The organism is Nodosilinea sp. FACHB-131 (assembly GCF_014695395.1).
In the GTDB taxonomy this organism is placed as follows: Bacteria; Cyanobacteriota; Cyanobacteriia; order Phormidesmidales; family Phormidesmidaceae; genus Nodosilinea.
Window position 1 is genome coordinate 25316 of record NZ_JACJOF010000033.1, and the last position, 20848, is coordinate 46163.

Here is a 20848-nt window from a genome sequence, read left to right on the forward strand (position 1 = left end):
CCGTCTAAGGCCCCACCGTCAGGCAGCATAGTTCTCGGTTTACCCAACTGGATTCACCACTTCCTGAGATCGCCATGGTCGCTACTTCCCGATTTCAAGCTACAGGCAGCACCCTAGAACTGCTGCGGCTCTATCAAAGCAATCCCGATCTCAATCTGCGCAATCAGCTAGTGCAGCTCAACATTGGCTTAGTCCGGCGTGAGGCCTACCGTTGGCTGCAACAATCTAACGAAACCTTTGACGATCTCATGCAGGTAGGTAGCCTAGGGCTGATTCGCGCCATTGAACGCTTTGACATGGGCAAGGGCTATGCCTTCAGTTCCTTTGCAATCCCCTACATTCGCGGTGAAATTCAGCACTACCTGCGCGACAAAAGCACCTCTATGCGCATCCCGCGGCGGTGGCAGGCGTTGCAGAGTCAGTCGTCCCGGGTCATTCGCCAACTGCAAGCCGACCTAGGTCGTCTGCCCAACGATGCTGAAATTTCTGCTGCCCTCGATATCACAATAGCCGAGTGGCAAGAGGTCAAGCTGGCCACTCGCAACCGCTCTCTGCTGAGCCTCGACGCCCCAGTGCAAGACGAGGAATCAGGCTGCCTAGGTGACCTGCTGCCCGATCTCAAATACAGAAGCTTTCAGCTGGCCCAGGAAGATCAAATTCGCCTCCAGCAGGCTCTGCACCAGCTTGAGAATCGCACCCGCGAAGTGCTGGAATTTGTCTTTCTCTACGACCTTACCCAAAAAGAAACCGCCGAGCGCATGGGGATTAGCGCCGTTACCGTATCGCGCCGGGTGAAGCAAGGGCTTAAGCATTTGCAGGTGCTAATGGTGTCTAACGAAGATGAAACCGCCTAAAACGCTCTGCATCCTCGGAATTGAGCTATCGTTTAGGAACATCGGCTCAGGAAGCAAGGAGGCTCAGCCATGGGGGCGATCGCGTTTTTAGTCTTATTTATTCTCGGCGCTGTGCTGGCTACTGTGGGCAGCCTCATTGGCGTTGTAGACGCGTTTAAGGTCAGCCCCGTGTGGGGTTTGCTGTCACTGTTTATCCCCTTTGCGCTGCTGGTCTTTTGGGCTAAGTTTCGAGGCCGCAAGTGGGCCCGCAACAGCCTCATGATATTTCTAGGTGGTCTGCTGGCCATGCTGGCGTCGATTCCCTTCTTGGGTGGGTTCATTGCCCAGCGAACCCAGCAGGCCGGTGCCCCCGTCGATGAGAGCGTTCCCGCTGAAGGAGCCCCTATAGAGTCAGTGCCAGTGCCTGAAGAGCCGGTGGCTACCCAAGAAGACTTTGCTGAGCCTCTGGTGCCCATTGCACCTCAGTTCTCTCCCATTGCTCGGGCCGATTTGATTCAGTCTACAGACCCCAACGAGCGCCTTCAGCAAATTAACAACAGCCGTACCGATCCCTTCGCCATAGTGCCCATTCCGCCACCGCCGCCCCGGGTGATTGCCCCACCGTCACCCCCAGGAGGCGCGGCTGGCGGCACAGCTAGGGCTGGTACCACTGCGGGTGGTGGGGCTGGTACTGCTGCGGCTGGTGGCAGAGCAGGTGCTGGTGGTGCCGGCAGATCCGCTGTGGCTAGGGCTGGTGGTGCCGGTGGCGCTGGTGGTACGACGTCGGGTGGGTCAGGGGCTGCTGCGGGCAACGCTGGTGGCGGGCGCTCTGCAACCCCTGCGCCCTTGGCACCTCTGCCCGAGCTGCCGAAGCCTACTCTGGCACAGGCCGTGTTGGTAACTGGCGTGATGACCATCGGCAACGAAAACTTTGCCGTGGTGCAAACCTCGGCTGGTAGCCAGTATGTCAAAGCAGGTCAGCGAGTTTCTAATGGTCAGGTGCTGGTCAAGCGCATCGATATGCGCGGTAGCGATCCGGTGGTGGTGTTAGAAGAAAACGGCATTGAGGTATCGCGCCCAGTGGGTGCTCCGACTGCTACAGCCGAAGAGCCTGCGGCTTAGCTGTTTAATTAAATCTTGAACAATAGCAAAGCCCGGAGGGTCGCCTCCGGGCTTTGCTATTGTTCAGGAGCCTGCACCCCGCAGCAAGTCGTGTCAGAATGTGAATTGCTCGATGTGGTGTGGAATTTTATATGCCGCTTGAAACGGTAATTTGGCAGGGATTGTGGGGTGCGATCGCGATCCTAGTAGCAGAGGCGGTACGCGATATTTATCATGTGGTCAGCCACTACTGGCCGCCCCTCATGCGCCTTCACAACTGGCATCATCGGGCCTACAAAAAAGACTTTAGCCCCGTTAGCCCCGACCTCTATCGCCAAGCTCAGCTCTATAACGACACTCCCGAAGCCATTGTTATGACTGGGGCACTGGCGGGTCTGGCGATTTCTACTGGCATCTCTGGGCTGTGGCTAGGGTCAGTGTATGGGCTGGGATTTTTGCTAGCGGCGATCGCGCGCTCCCAGGGCTGGCTGCTCACCACCGACCTCACCCACGAACCCGGCGAACTCACTACGATTCCCGGCAACTGGTGGGTCAACCGCACCTATCACTGGCGGCACCACTTCGACGACACCAACGCCTACTTCGCCGGCTACTTTACCGGTCTGGATAAGCTGATGGGCACCGCTGTTTCTCTCAAGGGCAAAACCGTAGCAGTCACTGGCGCGTCGGGCACCCTGGGTCGCGCTCTGATCAACGAACTCGTTCGTCAGAAGGCCCGGCCCATTGCCCTGACAACCTCTGCCAACGCTACCTTTGAGGAGAACGTTCCTTGCTGGCATTGGCAACCTGGAGCTGAAGCTGATCTGCGCGAGGCGCTCAAGAAGGTGGACATTTTGGTTTTGAACCACGGGCTGAATGTGCACGGCGATCGCACCTCTGAGGCCATTCAAACCTCCCTAGAGGCCAACGCCCTCTCTGGCTGGCGGCTGATGGAGGTCTTCTTCAGCACGGTGGAGACTTCGCCCCAGCGGGCAACCAAGGAAGTCTGGGTCAACACCTCCGAAGCTGAGGTAAACCCGGCCTTTAGCCCGCTATACGAATTGTCTAAGCGACTGATGGGCGACCTAGTTAATCTGCGCCGGCTCGATGCCCCCTGCGTCGTGCGCAAGGTGATACTGGGGCCGTTTAAGAGCAACCTCAACCCCGTTGGGGTGATGTCTGCCGACTGGATAGCCTGGGCGGTGGTGGCCTTAGCCAAGCGCAACGTGCGCAACATCATTGTCACCATCAACCCGCTGACCTACCTGTTGTTTCCGATCAAAGAATTGAGTCAGGGGCTCTATTTCAGGCTCTTTACTCGCTCCAGCAAGAGCTGACGGCCAGAGGAGCCGCTATCCCTGAGTTACTGATCGGCTGACATAATTTGCCACGGCTGCTGTCTCCAGCCTAGCTGTCGCTTGGCAAAAGCGGTATTGACTTGAGGCATGTGGGCTTCGACTAGCGCTACGGTTTCCTGTACTAAGGATTCCAGGTGAAGCGCGGCGATCGCAGCCTCTTGGTGGAACAAATCTTCCAGCCGTAGCGCAAGATTTTGAGGGGCAATCTCCATTTGCTCGACCAAGGTGCCCATGCGCTTGAATTGAAACGTTGAGAAGTACAGACGATTCAAGCCCGACAGCACACCGAGAATATTTTGGGCAGACTCGACCAGAATTTGGTAGTACCAGAGGGTGGCATCGCGCCGAGCCAGCTTTGGCTGCATGCCCCAGAGAGCAAAAAATTTGAGATGGTGCTCCACCATGGCTTGGGCGAGCTGGTCAGGATACTTAGCGATATTGGCTTTCCACTGCTGGATGAGGGCTTCTCCGTGGAGCGGCATGCCGATCAAGGTACCGTGCAGCATCTTCATAATGCCGGGTTGAATCCCAAATTTTTCCAGTACAGTGGCCATTTCTGCTTCCCACTGGGCGATCGCAGTGTGGGCAAACTGGCACTCAACCCCCTGCACTCGAAAGGTTTCACCGAACGCACCCAACTGGCGATCGCCCAACAACTCAATCAGTTCTGCACCCTGATTGCGCTGCCGTGCCAGAGTCAACTCATCCTCAGTGGGTAGCTCATCGTAATACAGCATCACGTCGCAGTCTGAATACTCATCGCACTGCCCTTCTGCCACTGAGCCTGTAACCATCACCGCTTTCGTCTTTGGGTTCGCGATGTAGGGCCTGACGCTGCGCTGTACTAAGGTCAACAGATATTGAGTTCTATCGGCCATGGCTTAACGACTAGATGTTGAGCTATTCAGCCTGCCCAATGAATCTGCTTAGCTACGGTTGAAGAACTCGACTTGGGGCAGGCGAGGGTCATTAACCATGCCTAGACCCTGAAAGTCCCAGCGGTTGATCAAGGGTTTGAGGCTGGAGGCGGTGATGGTTTCGATCGCAAATTTGTCGCTCAGCTCGGGGGCATGGGCGTTGAGATAGCTGAGGGCATCGTAGTCAGCGGTAAACACCAGCAGAAACCCCGTAGGAAGAGGCTGATCGGGGCTAGCACCGTGGGGGCGGGCGACCAAATAGCTGCCGTCGGCGCGCGATCGCAGCAAATAGTAGAGCTGAGACACCATAATTTCTCGCGGCCTCAGTTAATGTCCGACAGGCGAATGCGGGGGTCGACAAAACTCAGGGCTAGATCGGCCAGCAGGTTGCCAACAATTAGCAATACCGCCCCCATAATCAGGCTGGCCATCACCAGGTACAAATCCTGGGCCTGTACCGCTTCGAGGGTTAGTTTTCCTAGACCAGGCCAGTTGAAATAGGTTTCGGTGATGAATGCACCGCCCAGCAGGCCAGCAAACTCAAAGCCCAGTAGCGTAATCAGCGGGTTGACCGCATTGCGCAGGGCGTGGACGTAGACCACCCGATTTTCTGACAGCCCTTTAGCACGGGCGGTTTGAATGTAGTTTTGGCGCAGCACGTCGAGCAGCTGACCGCGGGTAACTCGCTGGAGCCCAGCAAAGCTAGTGATGCTGAGGGCCAGAGTCGGCAAGATCAGGTGCCAGCCCACATCGATGATCTTGCCAAACCAGTTGAGGTCGTCGTGGATGATGCTGGTGCGTCCGCCAATGGGGAACAGCGGTGCTACGCTCTGAGCAAAGAACAGCAGCAGCAGGCCAGTCACAATACTGGGCATGCCCTGCCCCAGATAACTCAGCACCCGCAACACGCGATCGGCAGGACGGTTTTGGTTGACAGCGCTGACAATGCCCATGGGAATGGCGATTAGCCAGGTAACCAGAAAGGCCGCCAAGGCGAGCAATAGGGTATTGGGCACCCGTTCCCACAGCAGGTCGACTACCGGGCGCTGGTAGGCAAAGCTGAGGCCAAAGTTACCGTGGAAGATCACCTGGTAGAGCCAGTTGAGGTACTGCCGCCAGGCGGGTTGATCGAGGCCAAACTGAGCCTCTAGCTGCGCCAAGGTCTCGGGCGAAAACTGCGGGCTCTGTCGATACTGATCAAGAAAATTGCCTGGCGCTAGCTGAATCACAAAGAAGCTGAGGGCCGAGGCCAGCAGCAGCGTCAGGGCGGCCTGCAAGATGCGCTTCAGCACGTAAAGGGTAGTCTCGCTGTTGGCAAAAACCACCAAGCGTTCCCAAGGGCTGATTGAAGGGCGGCGAGGAGTAGAGGACTGGGCCATTCCCAAATGCAGAGAGGTTAAGGGTTATCTGTGGTGATTCTAAACCAATCGTGCCCAGCCTTATCGAGGCTGACGGCGCTAGGGCGCGATTGCACCTAACAAAACAGATACTTACCGGGCTATTTTGCAACGTTAGATTGCTGAATTGAACCCACTAAGGTAGCCATCATCTTTGATGTTTATATTCCCCCTGCAAAGGCAACGCTCAACACAACGCCTTTGTCTGGCTCAGATCGAACTTTGCTACGCCTCCAAGGTCATTTGGCAGTCCCTAATTAAGCCCCGATTAAAACTGTTTTTCCCCAGGATTTACCTATGACAGCCCTTGAAGCCCCCCCGACCAAAACCAATAGACTGGTTTTAACGGCCCCGCTGTCGGGGCTGGTGGTGCCCATAGAAACCGTGCCCGATCCAGTATTTGCGCAAAAAATGGTGGGCGACGGTGTGTCTATCGACCCAACCAGCCAGGTGCTGCTAGCCCCCTGCGATGGGGATATTCTACAAATTCACAGCGCTAGCCATGCGGTCACCGTGAGAACCGCTGAGGGCATTGAAATCTTGATGCACATTGGGCTAGATACCGTAGCTCTAAAGAGTGAGGGGTTTACGGCCCGGGTAAAAGTGGGCGATCGCGTTAAATCCGGCGATATCCTGATTGAGTTTGATGCCGACTACGTGGCGCTCCACGCCCGCAGTTTGCTGACTCAGATTGTGGTGACCAACAGCGATCGCATAGCCGAGTTCAAACCCGCCAGCGGTATGGTCAACGCCGCCCGCGACACCATCTTGGAACTGGTGCTGGTCGGAGAAACTACCGGGAGTGCTCAGGAATCGGGGCCAACGGTGACCTCCGATGCCATTGTCATTCCCAATCCGGTGGGACTGCATGCCCGACCGGCGGCAGTGCTGGCTCAGCTGGCGAAACAGTATCAGTCGGCTATTCGCCTGCATCGGGGCAGCGACAGCGCCAACGTGCGCAGCGTGGTCGCGATTATGGGGTTAGAGATTGGCCGAGGCGATACGGTGACGCTAGAGGCGACCGGGGCTGATGCGGCGGCGGCGATCGCAGACCTTTCCACCGCCCTGCGCGATGGCTTGGGTGAAGAGGGAGCTGCCCCCGTAACCGCCGCTGCGGCCAGTGTCGCCCAAGCCGAAATTTCCGCCCCGGCCCCGCGTCCCAAGAGCGACGACCCCGACATCATTTTGGGCGTAGCCGCCTCACCCGGGGTAGCGGTGGGCAACACCTACCGTCAGCAGCGGCAGGCCCTGCGCGTTGACGAAACCGCCGACAGTCCTAAGGACGAGCATCGCAAGCTCGACAGAGCGATCGACCAGGCCGCACTCGAAATTGAGAGCCTGCGCGCCAAGGTGCACGGCCAGGGCGACCCCAGCAAAGCCGCCATTTTCGCCGCCCACCAGGAACTGCTCGCCGACCCAGAGCTGATGGATAGCGCCACCAGCATCATTGACCAGGGCAAGAGCGCCGCCTTTGCCTGGCAGCAGACCTACACCAGCCAAGCCGACCAGTTGGCCCGGCTCAAGAGCGAGCTGCTGGCCCAGCGGGCCAACGATTTGCGCGATGTGGGCGATCGCGTGCTGCGCATTCTCACAGGCGTCAAGGCAGAGGCTTTGGCGTTGCCCGCCAACAGCATTTTGCTGGCCGAAGACCTCACCCCCTCGGACATGGCCAACCTTGACCCGGCCCGAGTGGTGGGCTTTGCCACGGTGGCGGGCGGGGCTACTTCTCACGTAGCGATTTTGGCCAGGTCGATGGGCATACCGGCGATCGCCGGCATCGAACCTCGCATTCTAGACTTAGCTGACGGCACCCCGGTAATTCTCGACGGCACCAAGGGCCGGGTGAGGCTCAACGCCTCCGTAGACGAACTGGAGCAAACCCAAAATCGCATTGCCCGCCAAAAGGCTAAGCAGGCGAAGGATCTGGAGCATGCCTTTGCGCCCGCCATCACCCAGGATGGGCAGCAGATTGAGGTGGTCGCCAACATCGGCAGCCAAAAAGACGCTGAGGCATCGCTTAAGGTGGGCGGCGAAGGCGTTGGTCTCCTGAGAACAGAGTTTGTCTTTATGGAGGCCAGCTCGGCCCCCACAGAGGATGAGCAAGAGGCAATCTACGCCGGCATTTTGCGGGTGTTGGGCGATCGCCCCATGATCATTCGCACGCTGGATGTGGGCGGCGACAAGCCCTTGCCCTACCTACCCATGGCCCACGAAGAGAATCCTTTTTTAGGCGAACGGGGCATTCGCCTGGGCTTCGATCGCCCCGAGCTGATGCGCACCCAGTTTCGCGCCATTCTTAGAGCCTCTACCGCTGGCAAAGCACGGGTGATGTTCCCCATGATTGCCCGCATGGAGGAGTTGGAGATGGCTACAGCCGTGATGGAAGAGGAACGTCAGAAGCTGGGCGTTCCGCCCATTGAGATTGGCATCATGGTCGAGGTGCCCGCCGCCGCTGTGTCAGCGGAGCGCTTTGCTCAGCACGTCGATTTCTTCTCCATCGGCACCAACGACCTCACCCAATACACCCTGGCGATGGATCGCGGTCACCCCAAGCTGGCTCCCTATGTCGATGCCCTCAACCCCAGCGTGCTGCGGATGATTGACCTGACGGTGCGGGGGGCTGACAAGCACGGCAAATGGGTGGGTGTCTGCGGCGGTATGGCGGGTGACCCTCAGGCCGTTCCCATTCTGATGGGCTTAGGGGTGAAGGAACTAAGCGTCAGCGTGCCCGTGATTCCGGCGGTGAAGGCCCAGGTACGGGCTTTGAGCTATTCCCACTGCCAGGAGTTGGCGCAGCAGGCGTTGAATTTGGATTCTGCCGCCCAAGTACGCGATCTGGTGCCCCTAGAAGAAGCGTAGGGTGCATTCGGCGGCAAGGGTTGCGATCGGTGTCATTCCACTCTTGCCCCGCCAATGCACCATCTTCAAGAACCCAAAGCACGTAGGGTGGGCAATGCCCACCATGAACTATGCAGTATTCAAGTCAATTACTTTCGGGGAAGCGTGGCGCACAGCTAGGGACGAAAGCCAATCCTACCGCCGGGGCCATTTCGCTGGCCCCAGACCCCCATCGAGAAAGGCGTTCCGCCGCCCTTCACCCCACGGAAAGGATTAGCTGATCATCGGTTTAAACCTCTGTTCTGCTAACAGACTGGTGAAAGACATCAACCCTGCTGTGTAGGCCCCTTTTTGAACTCCATACCCATCCACCCCCTACCCCCTTACCCATCCGCCCCCTTCACCTCCTATGAAAATCAAAGAAACCTGGAACCACGCCTTCGGGCTGCTGCAAAAAATGGGAAAGTCGCTCATGCTCCCCGTGTCGGTGCTGCCGGTGGCGGGCCTGCTGCTGGGCCTGGGCAGCGCTCGCCTGATCGAGCTTCAGCAGATTGAGCAGGGCGTTCTCAGCGATCCGAAGTTTTGGTGGCTGCCGGAGTGGCTGGCCGCCATTATGAAAACGTCTGGAGACGCCATTTTTGCCAGCCTGCCGCTGATTTTTGCGATCGCCGTGGCGATCGGCTACACCGGCAACGACGGCGTCTCGGCGCTGGCCGCCACCGTCGGCTTCGTGGTGTTTCTCGCCACCCTGGGCACCGTTGCCCTCGGCATGGGCTTGGAGACCAAGACAGTGCTAGGCATCCCCACGCTAGATACGGGGGTGTTTGGCGGCTTGATTATGGGCTGCATCGCCGCCTACATGTTCAACAAATTCTTTCGCATCAGCCTGCCGCGCTACCTAGGGTTCTTTGCGGGCAAGCGGTTTGTGCCGATCATCACCGCCTTTGCCGCCATTTTGACAGGCTTAGTGATGAGCGTGATTTGGCCACCGATTGGGGCTGGCATCAACGGCTTTGCCCAAGCAGCAGCGGAGGGCGGCAACGTGCCGCTGACCGTGGCCCTCTACGGCTTCATCGAGCGCTTGCTAATTCCCTTTGGTCTACACCACGTCTGGAACGTGCCGTTCTTCTTCGAGATTGGCTCATTCCAGGATCCGATTACTGGGGAAACCGTGCGGGGCGACATTGCGCGCTTCTTTGCAGGCGACCCGACGGCAGGAATTTTGGGTGGGGCCTACTGGTTCAAGATGTTTGGGCTACCGGCAGCGGCGATCGCCATCTGGCACAGTGCCAAACCCAAGAACCGCAAGCAGGTCGGCGGTCTGATGATTTCTGCCGCTCTGACCTCCTTCTTAACCGGCATTACCGAGCCGATTGAGTTCTCATTCTTATTCGTCGCCCCCCAGCTGTTTGCCATTCACGCCGTGCTGGCTGGGTTCGCCGACTGGTTATTTGTCACCCTGGGCGGACGCATGGGCTTCACCTTCTCCCACGGGCTGATCGACTTTGTGTTATTCAACAGTTTGGGGACGCGGGTCTGGCTGATCCCAGCCCTGGCTCCGGTATTTGTCGCCCTGTACTACTTCATCTTCCGCTTTGCCATTCGCCAGTTTAACCTCATGACCCCAGGCCGCGAAGAGGATGTGGAGACAGATGAATCGACTGCCGCCATTACAGGCGACAAAGCTGAAATGGCCAAGGCCTTGGTGCTGGCCTTTGGCGGTCGCAGCAACATCAAAAATTTGGATGCCTGTATTACCCGTCTGCGCATCACCGTAGATGACATGGCAAAGGTCAACGTTCCGCGTCTAAAGGCCCTAGGAGCCTCTGGGGTTTTACAGATGGGGCAGAATGCCCAGGCTATTTTTGGGCCGCAGTCTGACAACCTCAAGACTGATATGGCCGACTACCTCAAAACCGCCGGCCCCGAAGCCGATATCGTGGAGATTCCTGCTACGGGCTTTGTGGATGAGACCACTCCCGATCCGGTCAAAATTGCCCCTGACCCTCAAGCCGCTGAAAACGCCGAGGCCATGATTGCGGCCCTAGGCGGTGCCAACAATATTCGCACTGTCGACCCCGTCGCCCTGACCCGCCTGCGGGTAGAAGTCACCGACCCCGCTGCTATCGACGAAATTGCGCTTCAGGCCGCTGGAGTTCAAGGCATTATGCGGTTACAGAATGACGTGCTGCACCTGGTAACTGGGCTCAACGCCGATCAGTACGCCGCTGAGGTCGCCCAGCGACTGGCTGCCAAGGTGTAGGTTTATCTACTGAATTGCCCGGTTCTGTCGGGCTAATAGGCGGTAGGGGTTGGCGATCTCCCCTACCGCCCTACAAAATTCATAGCAAATTAGCGTTTCATCAATTTAGTGTTGATGAAGGATTTTTTATGTCCTGCGCGCTAATCAAGATAGCTCTCGCTGTCGGGTTTGGCCTCCTTAGCCAGAGTTCAGTAACAGCCTCCGTCGCTAGCCCCAGCGCCAGCATTCCCTCCGATCAGCCTGCCCTAGCCCAGGTCGAGCCCAACCAAGACAACCTGCAAATGCAGTGCCCCGGCTCATTTCTGGTCAATGACATTAACTACACTGTGTTTTTCACCCGAGAAGCTGGGTTTTCGCGCATTGTGCTGCAGCGGCGCAGTACCGGACAACAAATTGCCGAAACCTTCCTCAGCTACGATCGCAAAAACACCAAGGGCCAGGCGATCTGGCGTGGCGCAGTCAATGACGCAGCCAGTGTGACGCTAGTGCATCTCTCCACCCGTGCGGCTCAGGTCGGTGATCAGATATCAGTGGGCTACGACGGGCAGTGGGGCCGTGGCACTTGCGCCCGTTCTGCCACCCCGCTGTAGTGTCATCAGCGCCCATAACGGCCACAAAAAACCCCAGCCGTCCAAAGCTGGGGTTATCAGGTTAAATGGCTGATTCAACGATTTGATTTAAGGTTTTGATTTAACGGTTTGATTTATGGAAATGCGTTAGTGGTGCTTTTGTTCTAGTCATTAACGTTATCTTTTGGGTCCAGCCCGCCAGCATCAGTCAGTGAACTATGACATTGTCAACACTGCATAAAGTGTATGTTAGCTCAACATCGACCGCCGTTACACAGACTACGTTTAGGTAAATTGTGGAGCAGCGTTGCCATGCTCTGTTTAGCCTCCGCCGAGCGCAAAAAAAAATCGACCTATTTCCACTTTTTAGGGGCTAGGGATAACAGTCCGCCAGTTTTTTATCGGTAAATTGTTACAGCTTAGGGTGAGTAAAACTCCTACCCAATTTCGCGAGCGGCATTATAAATTGCTTCGTTAGCCTGCACCGATTTCTGCAAATTTACCACCGGGCGCGGATAGTCAACGCCAAGGATAACCCCGAAGCGCTTTTGCTCCACCGGCTGAAGCTTCCACGGCTCATGCACCTTGGCAGCGGGGACATCTTTTAGTTCTGGTAACCAGTGCTTTACGTAGAGGCCGTCGGGGTCATAGTCCTTCGACTGCTTAGGAATGTTGAAATAGCGAAAGCCCCGCGCGTCGTTGCCAACTCCAGCGGTGTAGTTCCAGTTGCCGTAGTTGCTGCATGGGTCGTGATCAATCAGCAGCGACTCAAACCACTCGGCCCCCAGACGCCAGTCTATGCCCAAGTTTTTGGTGAGAAAGCTGGCTACATTCTGCCGCCCTCGGTTCGACATAAACCCGGAGTGGGCCAGCTCGCGCATGTTGGCATCCACCAATGGAAAGCCGGTTTCGCCGTTGCACCAGGCGTCAAAGCGAGGCCAGTCCTGCTTCCAGTCAATCAACAGCCCCCGCAGACCAGAGGGATAAAATACTTTATTGCCGTGCTTGGCGCAGATCAAGCGAAAGTAGTCGCGCCACAGCAGCTCAAAGACCAGCCAGTAGGTGGAGTCATTGCGAATGCGCTCCGCCTCGTAGGCTTGCACCGTCTCGTACACCCGTCGGGGTGAGAGACAACCCATCGCCAGCCAGGCCGACAGCTTTGAGGAATAGTCGGCCCCCACCATGCCGTTGCGGGTCTGCTTATAGGTCTTGAGGCAGTCGGCTTCCCACACGTAGTGGTTGAGGCGAGCCACGCCAGCCGTTTCGCCCCCCTCAAAGGTGAGCACGGCACGGCTGTCAGGGTTTGGAGCCTCCAGGCCAAAGTCTGCCAGGGTGGGCAGAGTGCCAGGGTTGACCTGAGGTAGGGGCAACATTTTTGTGGGCGTGGGTAGGGCCACATCCACCGTGCTGTGCTGTTCTACCTGTTTGCGAAACTGGGTAAAGACCTCTGGCAAGCGGTTAATTGCGAAGGGCAAGTTGTCGGGATGGTAGAGGGTAGTCCCCCAGTACATCTCTGTTTTGCAGCCCATAGCCGCTAGCTTAGTTTCCACCGCCTGCTCTACCCGCAGTTCTTCAGCGGTGACTTCCTCGTGCCAGTAGGCCGCCTCAACGCTGTGGGCTTTGACCAGCTCTGGAATAATGTCTTCGGGCTGGCCCACACGCACGACAAGGTTGCTGCCCAGGGCTTGGAGCGATCGCCGCAGATCTGCCACACTCTCTAGCAAAAACTGCGCCCGATAGGCTCCCGTTTTAGGAAAACCAAAGGCGGTTTGGCCAAACTGACGCGGGTCAAAACAGTAGAGAGGAATAACCGGCTGACCGACCCGCAGCGCCTCATCGAGAGGCTGATGGTCGTGGAGGCGAAGGTCGTTGCGAAACCAGACAAGGGTAGTCATTGGCGAATGATAGGGGTGATGAGAGTTATGAAACTCCCGATTCCAGCTCCGCTACTGCCCCATCTCGAAGCAGATGCCTTTTCAAGATGGTCTAGAAGATCCAGTTCAGCCAAGCGGACTGTGATCCGCTTGACGGCAGAGCTGCTTTATTAAGTATTCTAAAGAACTATCTATTCCCGTGCAGGAGATTCGCATCTATGGCCGTCCAAGTAGGTGATGTCGCCCCCGATTTCACGCTGCCTAACCAGGCGGGCGAGACCGTCACCCTAAGCAGCTTTCGTGGCCAGAAGGCGGTAGTGCTGTACTTTTATCCCAAAGACGATACCCCTGGCTGCACCGTGGAGTCGTGCTCGTTTCGCGATAGCTACGAAGACTTTGTGGCGGTGGGGGCCGAGGTGATCGGCATCAGCAGCGACTCGCCCGACTCCCACAAAGCTTTTGCCCAGAAGCACAATCTGCCTTTCACTCTGGTTAGCGATCGCGGCTCTGCCGTGCGCAAGGCCTACGGTGTGCCCGCCACCCTAGGGCTACTGCCGGGTCGAGTTACCTACATCATCGACAAAGACGGCAGGGTAAGGCATATTTTTAATTCCCAATTCAACCCCAAGGGCCACGTAGAGCAGGCCATGGGCATTCTCAAAACCCTACAACCCGCCTGATATGGAACTTCAACCCGAGCACTATGAACTGGCGATCGCCCTATCGGCCATAGAAGGGGCAATGGCCGGTCTCTGGTATCCCAGTGAAAGCGATGCCCTAGTTTCCCTGGTAATCTATGCCGACCCCCTGCCCGATACTGAGGCCCTAGCCCAAAAGCTGGGGGCTGGCGAGGAGCACCTCGAAATTCGGCCCGCCGAAACGTTTTTTCGGCCTGTGCTCAACAATCCCTATTGGGCCAGTGAACAGGGCGGCCACCTGGCGCAGAAATTCGCCAACCTTCGCGATGTGCTAGAAACCCACCTGGAAGACCTCCAGAGCATTCGCGTGGGTGTGAGCAATGTGACGTTATATCTGCTGGGACGCCATTCTAGCGGCTGCTTCCTCGGCGCCTGCACCCATGTCGTTGAAACGTAGCCACTCCGGTCAGATAACGGTAGCCTGACGGTAGCAACCGAGGCAATGCATCTATGGCTTTTCAAACCCCAGACTGGGTAAAGCACGCGGTCTTCTACCAAATTTTCCCCGACCGGTTTGCCCGTACCCAACAGCATCTCGATGACCCGGCCATGGCCGTGACCTTGGAACCCTGGGAATCGCCGCCGACGCCCTTTGGCTACAAGGGCGGTGACCTCTGGGGCGTGGCCGAAAAACTCGACTATCTGGCAGATCTAGGGGTTACAGCTATCTACATGACGCCGATTTTTCAGTCGGCCTGCAATCACCGCTACCATACCCACGACTACTACCAGGTTGACCCATTGCTGGGAGGCAATCCGGCTTTTTTTGATCTGCTGGAGGCCGCCCACGCCAAAGACATCAAAGTGGTGTTAGATGGGGTGTTTAACCACTGTAGCCGGGGTTTTTTCTTCTTTAACGACATTCTTGAAAACGGCCCCAACTCGCCCTGGCTGGAATGGTTTGAGGTGGAGGGCTGGCCCCTGGCGGCCTACGACGGGTCGCTGCCCGCCAACTACCGCAGCTGGGTCGACAACCGGGCCCTGCCGGCCTTCAAACACGATCACCCGGCGGTGCGAGAATATCTGATGCGGGTGGGTGAGTACTGGGTGCGCCAAGGCATTGATGGCTGGCGGCTCGATGTGCCCTTTGAGATCAAAACCGAGGGTTTTTGGCAAGAATTTCGCGATCGCATCAAGGCCATCAACCCCGAAGCCTACATTGTGGGCGAGGTGTGGACCGATGCCAGCCAGTGGCTCGACGGCACTCAGTTTGATGGGGTGATGAACTACCTGTTTACCGGGCCAACGATGGCGTTTACGGCAGGCGATCGCATCCGCATGGATCTAGTCGAAAAGCCCCACTACTATCCCTATCCAGCTCTGGATGCGGCGGGCTATGGCGAAAAAATTCAGCAGTTGCTCAAGCTCTACCCCTGGGAGATTCAGCTGACCCAGCTCAACCTGCTCTCTAGCCACGATGTCGCCCGCATCCACTCGGTGGTGAATGGAGATGACGCCAGCATGGTGCTGTCTACGCTGCTGTTGCTGACCTTCCCAGGGGCTCCGAGCATTTACTACGGCGATGAGGTGGGGCTACCGGGCGAGCTAGACCCCGACTGCCGCCGCACCTTTCCCGCTGAAAAAGAGTGGCACCTCGATCTGTTGACTATTCACCGAGAGCTGATTGCGCTGCGCCACCGGCACGCGGCCCTGCGCATTGGCACCTATGATGTGCTGCACGCCGAGGGCCAGATCTATGGGTTTAGTCGCACGCTGGGGAGCGATCGCCTCATCGTCGTCCTCAACGCTAGCGAAGAGAGTGCGCCCCCAATCTCGACCGATACCGTAATTTCTGAAGGGCAGACCGTCCACGAAGTCTTTAGCTACCACGGGGCTACCTGGGCCGAAAACAGCTTGGTGTTGCCCTCGCGCTCAGCAGTAGTGGTGACGGTGGAGTAAGGGCAGGGGACACCTAGCAATCTGAGGTGTCCCCTGCCTAAACATGCTGAAGTGTAAATCGCCCAAGCGTTTACCCGCCCCGACGCTGGCGAATTTGGGCAATAAAAAACTCTTCCAGCGTTGGGCGAGTCTGCTGGAGGGCAATCAGGTGCCCTCCAACTAGGGAAATTTGCTTGGCAAACTCATAGGGGTCGCCTTTGACATGGCCTTGCCAGAGATCGCCCTGCACCGTCATCGGGTCGAGCCAGGGCTCCAGTTCGACGAGGCGACCGCCGCGACCTTTTGCCACGTACTGGTCGGCGGTGCCCAGCAGCTGGTCTAGACTGCCGCTGGCAATCAGCTCACCCTGGTCGAGAATGGCGATGCGATCGCAGATCACCTCCACATCCGACAGAATGTGGCTATTAAAAAAAATCGTCTTGCCCTCCCGCTTCAGGGCCAAAATAATTTCTCGCACTTGAAAGCGCCCAGTGGGGTCAAGCCCCGACATCGGCTCATCGAGAAACACCACGTCAGGGTCGTTCATCAGCGCCTGGGCCATGCCCACTCGCTGGAGCATACCCTTGGAGTACTGGCGCAGCTGCTTTTTCTTCGCCGCTTCCTGGGATAAGCCCACCAGATCGAGCAGCTCCACAATTCGGCGCTGCTGAGCCGCCCGCGACAGGCCAAATAGACCAGCGGTATACTGCAAAAACTCCCAGCCGGTCAAAAAGTCGTAGAAGTAAGCATTTTCAGGCAGGTAGCCAATGCGCTGTTTTACCGCACTGTCGCCCAGAGCGTGACCCAGTAGAGTGGCATTGCCCGCCGTCGGGCGAACAATGCCCAGCAAAATTTTCAGCAGCGTAGTCTTACCAGCCCCATTAGGGCCGAGCAGACCAAAGGTTTCCCCCTGGTAAACCGTGAGAGAACACTGCTTGAGGGAAGTAACTCGCTGGTTAAGCCAAAACCCAGTGCGGTAGGCTTTACCTAGCCCCTCGGTTTGCACTACCGGCACCCAATCTAGCGGTGTGGTTAGCTCATTCTGTGACAATACAGCGCCCATACCCGTGCTCGCAAAACCGTGATAGAACCGTATTAAGACGTCAGGCAACGTCAGCATCTCTACTGTTTAGGGTACCCGCCCCGTGGCACTATGGTACTGACCTAGCGCTGGTCCGGGCGATCGCTAACCTGGTATAGGTTCAGCCCAGAGCGACTCTCTCCTCCGTTGTCATATCTCCTCCCAATTGCTGCTATGGATCGCTCTAAGCTCGTTGCTATCGTTACCGGCGTTATTTCTCTGCTGCTAGCAGTTGGTTATTTAGTGCTAGTGCAGCTCCTCGATTTTCGCGGCGATATGGTGCCCGCCCCTCTGTCAACCCTGTTCAATTTACCGTTTTGGGCTGCGGCTTTCAGCCATAATCTTATGGCAGGATAAAAGCTGCTTTAAGGCTCAGAGCATGTTACTAGAAGCCTTGATCTAAAGTACGCATGAGGGAAAGTCCAGAGGTTGCTTTAAAGATTCTGTCTTGTAGCACAAACGGTTGAGATCTCCTCAAATTCTTTCCTTTTCAAGAAAAACTTGAGTCTGCTTCCGCCTTCTTTTAAGGAAGCAGCAGATGGCTAAAGCGACAACCAATTTCGCTTTAAACAGCCTCTCAAGACTTTAATGCAGCTATTTGCTCTAACATAAAAACCATCTAGATTTAGGGCTAACTTTAAGCCAACGCCTTTCCAAGTTGAGGGCGATCGCCTGTTTGAGGGTTTTCTTCTCTGCCCAACCATCCATTAGCAATACTTATAAAACTCTACAATTGTCTCTATTTTCTCTATAGGGCAGATGATTTACAGCAGGGTTGAATTGGGTTTAGGGCAACATCGCCCTATATCTGTCCACTGAGTGCCCCCACAAGCCCGTTGACTTTGGCATAGTATTATTGCGATTAATCCCTAACGACATTTATCCGCTATCCAGCAGGTACCCATGGCCATGCAACAGCTTGAGACAACTTCGACCCTTGACTACCAGTCAGAGCACTACAAAGATGCCTACAGCCGCATCAATGCCATTGTGATCGAGGGTGAGCAAGAAGCCTACGACAACTACTGCAAGCTGGCAGAGTCAATTCCTGACTCTAAGGATGACCTACTGCGCTTAGCGAAGATGGAAAGCCGTCACATGAAAGGTTTTCAGGCCTGCGGCAAAAATTTGGCTGTCACTCCCGATATGGAGTTTGCCGCCAAATTTTTCTCTCAGCTGCACGAAAATTTTCAGCAAGCTTGGGCCGAGGGCAAAATTGTCACCTGCCTACTCATTCAGTCACTGATCATTGAGACCTTTGCGATCGCGGCCTACAACATTTACATTCCCGTAGCCGACGACTTTGCGCGCAAAGTCACCGAGGGCGTAGTCAAAGACGAATACAGCCACCTCAACTTTGGGGAAGAATGGCTCAAAGCTAATTTTGAGTCGGCCAAGGCCGAGCTTGAAGTGGCCAATCGCCAAAACTTACCCATCATTTGGGCCATGCTCAATCAGGTGGCTGACGATGCCCAGGTGCTCGGCATGGAAAAAGACGCCCTAGTTGAAGATTTCATGATTACCTACGGTGAGGCGTTGGCCAACATCGGCTTCTCCAGCCGCGAGGTGATGAAACTCTCAGCCCAGGGTCTAGCTGCTGTCTAGACCACTATCCGACAGCCACTAACAGCCTGAACGTCAGCGGCCCGGCCATTTCCATTTCAAACCTCTCTGACCTGCCCAGTGTGCTATTCAATCAAGCACTGGGCAGTTTATCGTAGGTAAATTGTTGACCTGCACCATAACCTTTTGGCGCACTTTCCCTCTCCCCCACCCTAGATACGCAATGTTTGGCCTAATCGGACATTTAACCAGCCTTGACCACGCCCAGCTTGTAGCCCGAGATCTGGGATACCCAGAATATGCTGACCAGGGGCTCGATTTTTGGTGCAGCGCCCCGCCCCAAATTGTTGACACGATCAAAGTCACCAGCGCCACCGGCCAGCAGATCGAGGGCCGATACGTTGAGTCATGCTTTTTACCCGAAATGCTAGCCGCCAAGCGCATTAAAGCGGCCACCCGCAAAATCATCAACGCCATGGCCCATGCCCAAAAGCACGGTATCGACATCACGGCCCTAGGCGGCTTCTCATCAATTATTTTCGAGAATTTTAACCTCAACCAAATTCAGCAGGTGCGCAACGTCACCCTAGAGTTTGAGCGGTTTACGACAGGCAATACCCACACGGCCTACATCATTTGCCAACAGGTAGTAGCCGCTGCCGAAAAGCTTGGCATCAACCTCTCTGATGCCACCGTGGCGGTGTGCGGTGCCACTGGGGACATTGGCAGCGCCGTTTGCCGCTGGCTGACCGCCCGCACCGACATCAAAGAGCTGCTGCTGATTGCCCGCAATCAAGAGCGGATTCAGCGTTTGCAGGAAGAGCTGGGCTGCGGCGTGGCCATGGATCTCGATACCGCTCTGCCCAAGGCTGACATTGTGGTGTGGGTGGCCAGCATGGCCAAGGGAGTTGAGGTTGACCCCAACAGCCTCAAGCGCCCCTGCCTGATGATTGACGGCGGCTATCCCAAAAATGTCGACCAGCACTTTAACTTTGATGGCGTTCACGTGCTGAAGGGCGGCATTGTCGAGCACTCCCTCGACATCGATTGGCGGATTATGCAGATTGTGAACATGGATGTGCCCGGACGCCAGCTGTTCGCCTGTTTTGCAGAGGCCATGCTGCTGGAGTTTGAGAAGTGGTACACCAATTTTTCGTGGGGGCGAAACCAAATCACCCTTGAGAAAATGGATTTGATCGGTCAGGCATCGCGGCGGCATGGGTTTCGCCCCTTGCTCGACCTCAATACGTCTCTGTTGGTCACTGAGCTTTCCTGAACGCAAATTAATGACCTCATCGGGTAAGTTTATACCCTAAGCAGAGGGGCTTCAGCTTGGTATCCTAGATGGCAGACGGGCAAGAATTTTCTGGGCGACCAGGGCGTTCCTAGCCCAATTTGGTGTGTTTAAACAATTCGTTTCTTCCCTGGCTATGGCCCCACCTGAGCGCAAGTCAATTTTGTTGTCCTTTGAAAAGCCCCTGGTTGAACTAGAGGCCCGTATCGCCCAGATTCGAGAACTGGCGGAAGAAAACGATGTGGATGTGTCGGCCCAGCTGCGTCAGCTGGAGGCCCGCGCCACTCACCTTCGCCAAGAGATTTTTTCTAACTTAACTCCAGCTCAGCGACTACAGGTGGCCCGCCATCCTCGCCGCCCCAGCACCCTCGACTACATTCAGGCCATTACTGACGACTGGCTGGAGCTGCACGGCGATCGCGGCTCGGGCAAAGACGATCCTGCCCTGGTAGGGGGGGTCGCCCGGCTCGAAGGTCGGCCTGTGGTGATCTTGGGCCATCAGAAGGGGCGCGACACCAAAGACAATGTAGTGCGCAACTTTGGCATGGCCTCTCCCGGTGGCTACCGTAAGGCCATGCGGCTGATGCGCCATGCCGATCGTTTTTCTATGCCGATCATCACCTTTATTGATACTCCGGGTGCTTATCCCGGCTATGAGGCCGAGGAGATGGGGCAGGGCGAGGCGATCGCCTACAACCTGCGAGAAATGTTTGGCCTCACGGTGCCAATTGTTTGCACCATCATTGGGGAAGGGGGGTCTGGCGGTGCCCTGGGGATTGGCGTGGGCGATCGCCTGATGATGTTTGAGCACTCGGTCTATACCGTAGCCAGCCCCGAAGCCTGCGCCGCCATTTTGTGGAAAGATGCGGGTCGCTCGGGTGAGGCAGCCGAAGCCCTCAAAATCACCTCTTGGGATCTCAAGCAGCTGGGCATATTAGACGAGCTGCTGCCCGAGCCCGTGGGTGGAGCCCACGCCAACCCCATTCAAGCGGCAGACATTCTCAAGCAGGCGCTGATGGAGCAAATCACCGAGCTGTCTCAGCTCGCGCCAGCGACCCTCCAGCAGTTGCGCTATCAGAAGTATCGCCAGATTGGGGTCTTTGCCGAGGCCGCCTAGGGCCGGCGAGGGTTACCCGCTCTACTTGATCAAATTCTCGGTGCTCTAGGTTTCCAATCCCTGTTTC

18 protein-coding genes are annotated in these 20848 nt (G+C 56.6%); 13 read left to right on the plus strand and 5 right to left on the minus strand.

Annotated features, from left to right (window positions below; genetic code table 11):
• The first annotated feature begins 74 nt into the window (after positions 1-74).
• From H6F75_RS22110 to H6F75_RS22120, 3 genes are all read left to right on the plus strand, one after another.
• Complete coding sequence (locus tag H6F75_RS22110; protein WP_190754609.1) at positions 75-854, plus strand: RNA polymerase sigma factor SigF; 780 nt, start codon at positions 75-77, stop codon at positions 852-854.
• Positions 855-923: 69 nt separating this feature from the next.
• Complete coding sequence (locus H6F75_RS22115) at positions 924-1955, plus strand: hypothetical protein (RefSeq protein WP_190754610.1); 1032 nt, start codon at positions 924-926, stop codon at positions 1953-1955.
• A gap of 131 nt (positions 1956-2086) precedes the next feature.
• On the plus strand, positions 2087-3271 hold the full coding sequence (locus tag H6F75_RS22120) for a bifunctional sterol desaturase/short chain dehydrogenase (protein ID WP_190754611.1): 1185 nt from the start codon (positions 2087-2089) through the stop codon (positions 3269-3271).
• Between the two features lie 26 nt (positions 3272-3297).
• Here H6F75_RS22120 and H6F75_RS22125 read toward each other — a convergent pair whose 3' ends face one another.
• From H6F75_RS22125 to H6F75_RS22135, 3 genes are read right to left on the minus strand one after another with little or no spacing between them, the layout of a single operon-like run.
• Complete coding sequence (locus tag H6F75_RS22125; RefSeq protein WP_190754612.1) at positions 3298-4170, minus strand: hypothetical protein; 873 nt, start codon at positions 4168-4170, stop codon at positions 3298-3300.
• A 48-nt stretch (positions 4171-4218) separates the two neighbouring features.
• A complete protein-coding gene (locus tag H6F75_RS22130) occupies positions 4219-4518 on the minus strand; it encodes a hypothetical protein (protein WP_073606671.1) in 300 nt (99 codons plus the stop codon).
• A gap of 14 nt (positions 4519-4532) precedes the next feature.
• Positions 4533-5588: an ABC transporter permease gene (locus H6F75_RS22135; protein ID WP_242020277.1), complete on the minus strand. Its 1056-nt coding sequence runs from the start codon at positions 5586-5588 to the stop codon at positions 4533-4535.
• Between the two features lie 315 nt (positions 5589-5903).
• On the opposite strand from H6F75_RS22135, the gene ptsP reads away from it, so the two are divergent.
• The 3 genes from ptsP (at position 5904) to H6F75_RS22150 (ending at position 11297) form a co-directional block, all read left to right on the plus strand.
• The gene (ptsP, locus tag H6F75_RS22140) at positions 5904-8465 is read left to right on the plus strand and encodes a phosphoenolpyruvate--protein phosphotransferase (protein WP_190754613.1); all 2562 of its coding nucleotides are present in this window, start codon (positions 5904-5906) and stop codon (positions 8463-8465) included.
• A 388-nt stretch (positions 8466-8853) separates the two neighbouring features.
• Positions 8854-10707 (plus strand): glucose-specific PTS transporter subunit IIBC, encoded by a 1854-nt coding sequence (ptsG, locus tag H6F75_RS22145; protein WP_190754614.1) that lies wholly within the window; start codon positions 8854-8856, stop codon positions 10705-10707.
• Positions 10708-10835: 128 nt separating this feature from the next.
• On the plus strand, positions 10836-11297 hold the full coding sequence (locus H6F75_RS22150) for a hypothetical protein (RefSeq protein ID WP_190754615.1): 462 nt from the start codon (positions 10836-10838) through the stop codon (positions 11295-11297).
• 416 nt (positions 11298-11713) lie between these two features.
• Here the strand turns inward: H6F75_RS22150 and H6F75_RS22155 are convergent, their stop codons facing one another.
• Entirely contained in the window at positions 11714-13171 is a 1458-nt protein-coding gene (locus tag H6F75_RS22155; RefSeq protein ID WP_190754616.1) for a DASH family cryptochrome, read from the minus strand.
• Between the two features lie 197 nt (positions 13172-13368).
• On the opposite strand from H6F75_RS22155, the gene H6F75_RS22160 reads away from it, so the two are divergent.
• Genes H6F75_RS22160 through H6F75_RS22170 form a run of 3 tightly spaced genes read left to right on the plus strand, consistent with a single transcriptional unit; the run spans position 13369 to position 15747 of the window.
• Positions 13369-13830, plus strand: a complete 462-nt coding sequence (locus H6F75_RS22160) for a peroxiredoxin (RefSeq protein WP_190754617.1) — start codon at positions 13369-13371, stop codon at positions 13828-13830.
• 1 nt (position 13831) lies between these two features.
• Positions 13832-14245, plus strand: a complete 414-nt coding sequence (locus H6F75_RS22165) for a nuclease A inhibitor family protein (RefSeq protein ID WP_190754618.1) — start codon at positions 13832-13834, stop codon at positions 14243-14245.
• A 53-nt stretch (positions 14246-14298) separates the two neighbouring features.
• The gene (locus H6F75_RS22170) at positions 14299-15747 is read left to right on the plus strand and encodes a glycoside hydrolase family 13 protein (protein WP_190754619.1); all 1449 of its coding nucleotides are present in this window, start codon (positions 14299-14301) and stop codon (positions 15745-15747) included.
• A gap of 70 nt (positions 15748-15817) precedes the next feature.
• On the opposite strand, the gene H6F75_RS22175 is transcribed toward H6F75_RS22170, so the two are convergent.
• Entirely contained in the window at positions 15818-16789 is a 972-nt protein-coding gene (locus H6F75_RS22175) for an ABC transporter ATP-binding protein (protein ID WP_190754620.1), read from the minus strand.
• Positions 16790-16981: 192 nt separating this feature from the next.
• Between H6F75_RS22175 and H6F75_RS22180 the strand changes: the two genes are divergently transcribed.
• The 4 genes from H6F75_RS22180 (at position 16982) to accA (ending at position 20781) form a co-directional block, all read left to right on the plus strand.
• Entirely contained in the window at positions 16982-17164 is a 183-nt protein-coding gene (locus H6F75_RS22180; protein WP_190754621.1) for a hypothetical protein, read from the plus strand.
• 552 nt (positions 17165-17716) lie between these two features.
• Positions 17717-18412, plus strand: a complete 696-nt coding sequence (locus H6F75_RS22185) for an aldehyde oxygenase (deformylating) (RefSeq protein WP_190754863.1) — start codon at positions 17717-17719, stop codon at positions 18410-18412.
• A gap of 181 nt (positions 18413-18593) precedes the next feature.
• Positions 18594-19646, plus strand: coding sequence for a long-chain acyl-[acyl-carrier-protein] reductase (locus tag H6F75_RS22190; RefSeq protein ID WP_190754622.1), 1053 nt, complete (start codon positions 18594-18596; stop codon positions 19644-19646).
• 154 nt (positions 19647-19800) lie between these two features.
• Positions 19801-20781, plus strand: coding sequence for an acetyl-CoA carboxylase carboxyl transferase subunit alpha (gene accA / locus H6F75_RS22195; RefSeq protein ID WP_190754623.1), 981 nt, complete (start codon positions 19801-19803; stop codon positions 20779-20781).
• Positions 20782-20848: the final 67 nt, after the last annotated feature.

Coding starts and splice junctions, on each gene's coding strand:
- H6F75_RS22190 (WP_190754622.1), top strand. CDS start 18,594: ATGTTTGGCCTAATCGGACATTTAACCAGCCTTGACCACGCCCAGCTT.
- H6F75_RS22135 (WP_242020277.1), bottom strand. CDS start 5,588: ATGGCCCAGTCCTCTACTCCTCGCCGCCCTTCAATCAGCCCTTGGGAA.
- H6F75_RS22185 (WP_190754863.1), top strand. CDS start 17,717: ATGCAACAGCTTGAGACAACTTCGACCCTTGACTACCAGTCAGAGCAC.
- H6F75_RS22160 (WP_190754617.1), top strand. CDS start 13,369: ATGGCCGTCCAAGTAGGTGATGTCGCCCCCGATTTCACGCTGCCTAAC.
- ptsG (WP_190754614.1), top strand. CDS start 8,854: ATGAAAATCAAAGAAACCTGGAACCACGCCTTCGGGCTGCTGCAAAAA.
- ptsP (WP_190754613.1), top strand. CDS start 5,904: ATGACAGCCCTTGAAGCCCCCCCGACCAAAACCAATAGACTGGTTTTA.
- H6F75_RS22120 (WP_190754611.1), top strand. CDS start 2,087: ATGCCGCTTGAAACGGTAATTTGGCAGGGATTGTGGGGTGCGATCGCG.
- H6F75_RS22170 (WP_190754619.1), top strand. CDS start 14,299: ATGGCTTTTCAAACCCCAGACTGGGTAAAGCACGCGGTCTTCTACCAA.
- H6F75_RS22110 (WP_190754609.1), top strand. CDS start 75: ATGGTCGCTACTTCCCGATTTCAAGCTACAGGCAGCACCCTAGAACTG.
- H6F75_RS22155 (WP_190754616.1), bottom strand. CDS start 13,171: ATGACTACCCTTGTCTGGTTTCGCAACGACCTTCGCCTCCACGACCAT.
- H6F75_RS22125 (WP_190754612.1), bottom strand. CDS start 4,170: ATGGCCGATAGAACTCAATATCTGTTGACCTTAGTACAGCGCAGCGTC.
- accA (WP_190754623.1), top strand. CDS start 19,801: ATGGCCCCACCTGAGCGCAAGTCAATTTTGTTGTCCTTTGAAAAGCCC.
- H6F75_RS22115 (WP_190754610.1), top strand. CDS start 924: ATGGGGGCGATCGCGTTTTTAGTCTTATTTATTCTCGGCGCTGTGCTG.
- H6F75_RS22175 (WP_190754620.1), bottom strand. CDS start 16,789: ATGGGCGCTGTATTGTCACAGAATGAGCTAACCACACCGCTAGATTGG.
- H6F75_RS22150 (WP_190754615.1), top strand. CDS start 10,836: ATGTCCTGCGCGCTAATCAAGATAGCTCTCGCTGTCGGGTTTGGCCTC.
- H6F75_RS22180 (WP_190754621.1), top strand. CDS start 16,982: ATGGATCGCTCTAAGCTCGTTGCTATCGTTACCGGCGTTATTTCTCTG.
- H6F75_RS22130 (WP_073606671.1), bottom strand. CDS start 4,518: ATGGTGTCTCAGCTCTACTATTTGCTGCGATCGCGCGCCGACGGCAGC.
- H6F75_RS22165 (WP_190754618.1), top strand. CDS start 13,832: ATGGAACTTCAACCCGAGCACTATGAACTGGCGATCGCCCTATCGGCC.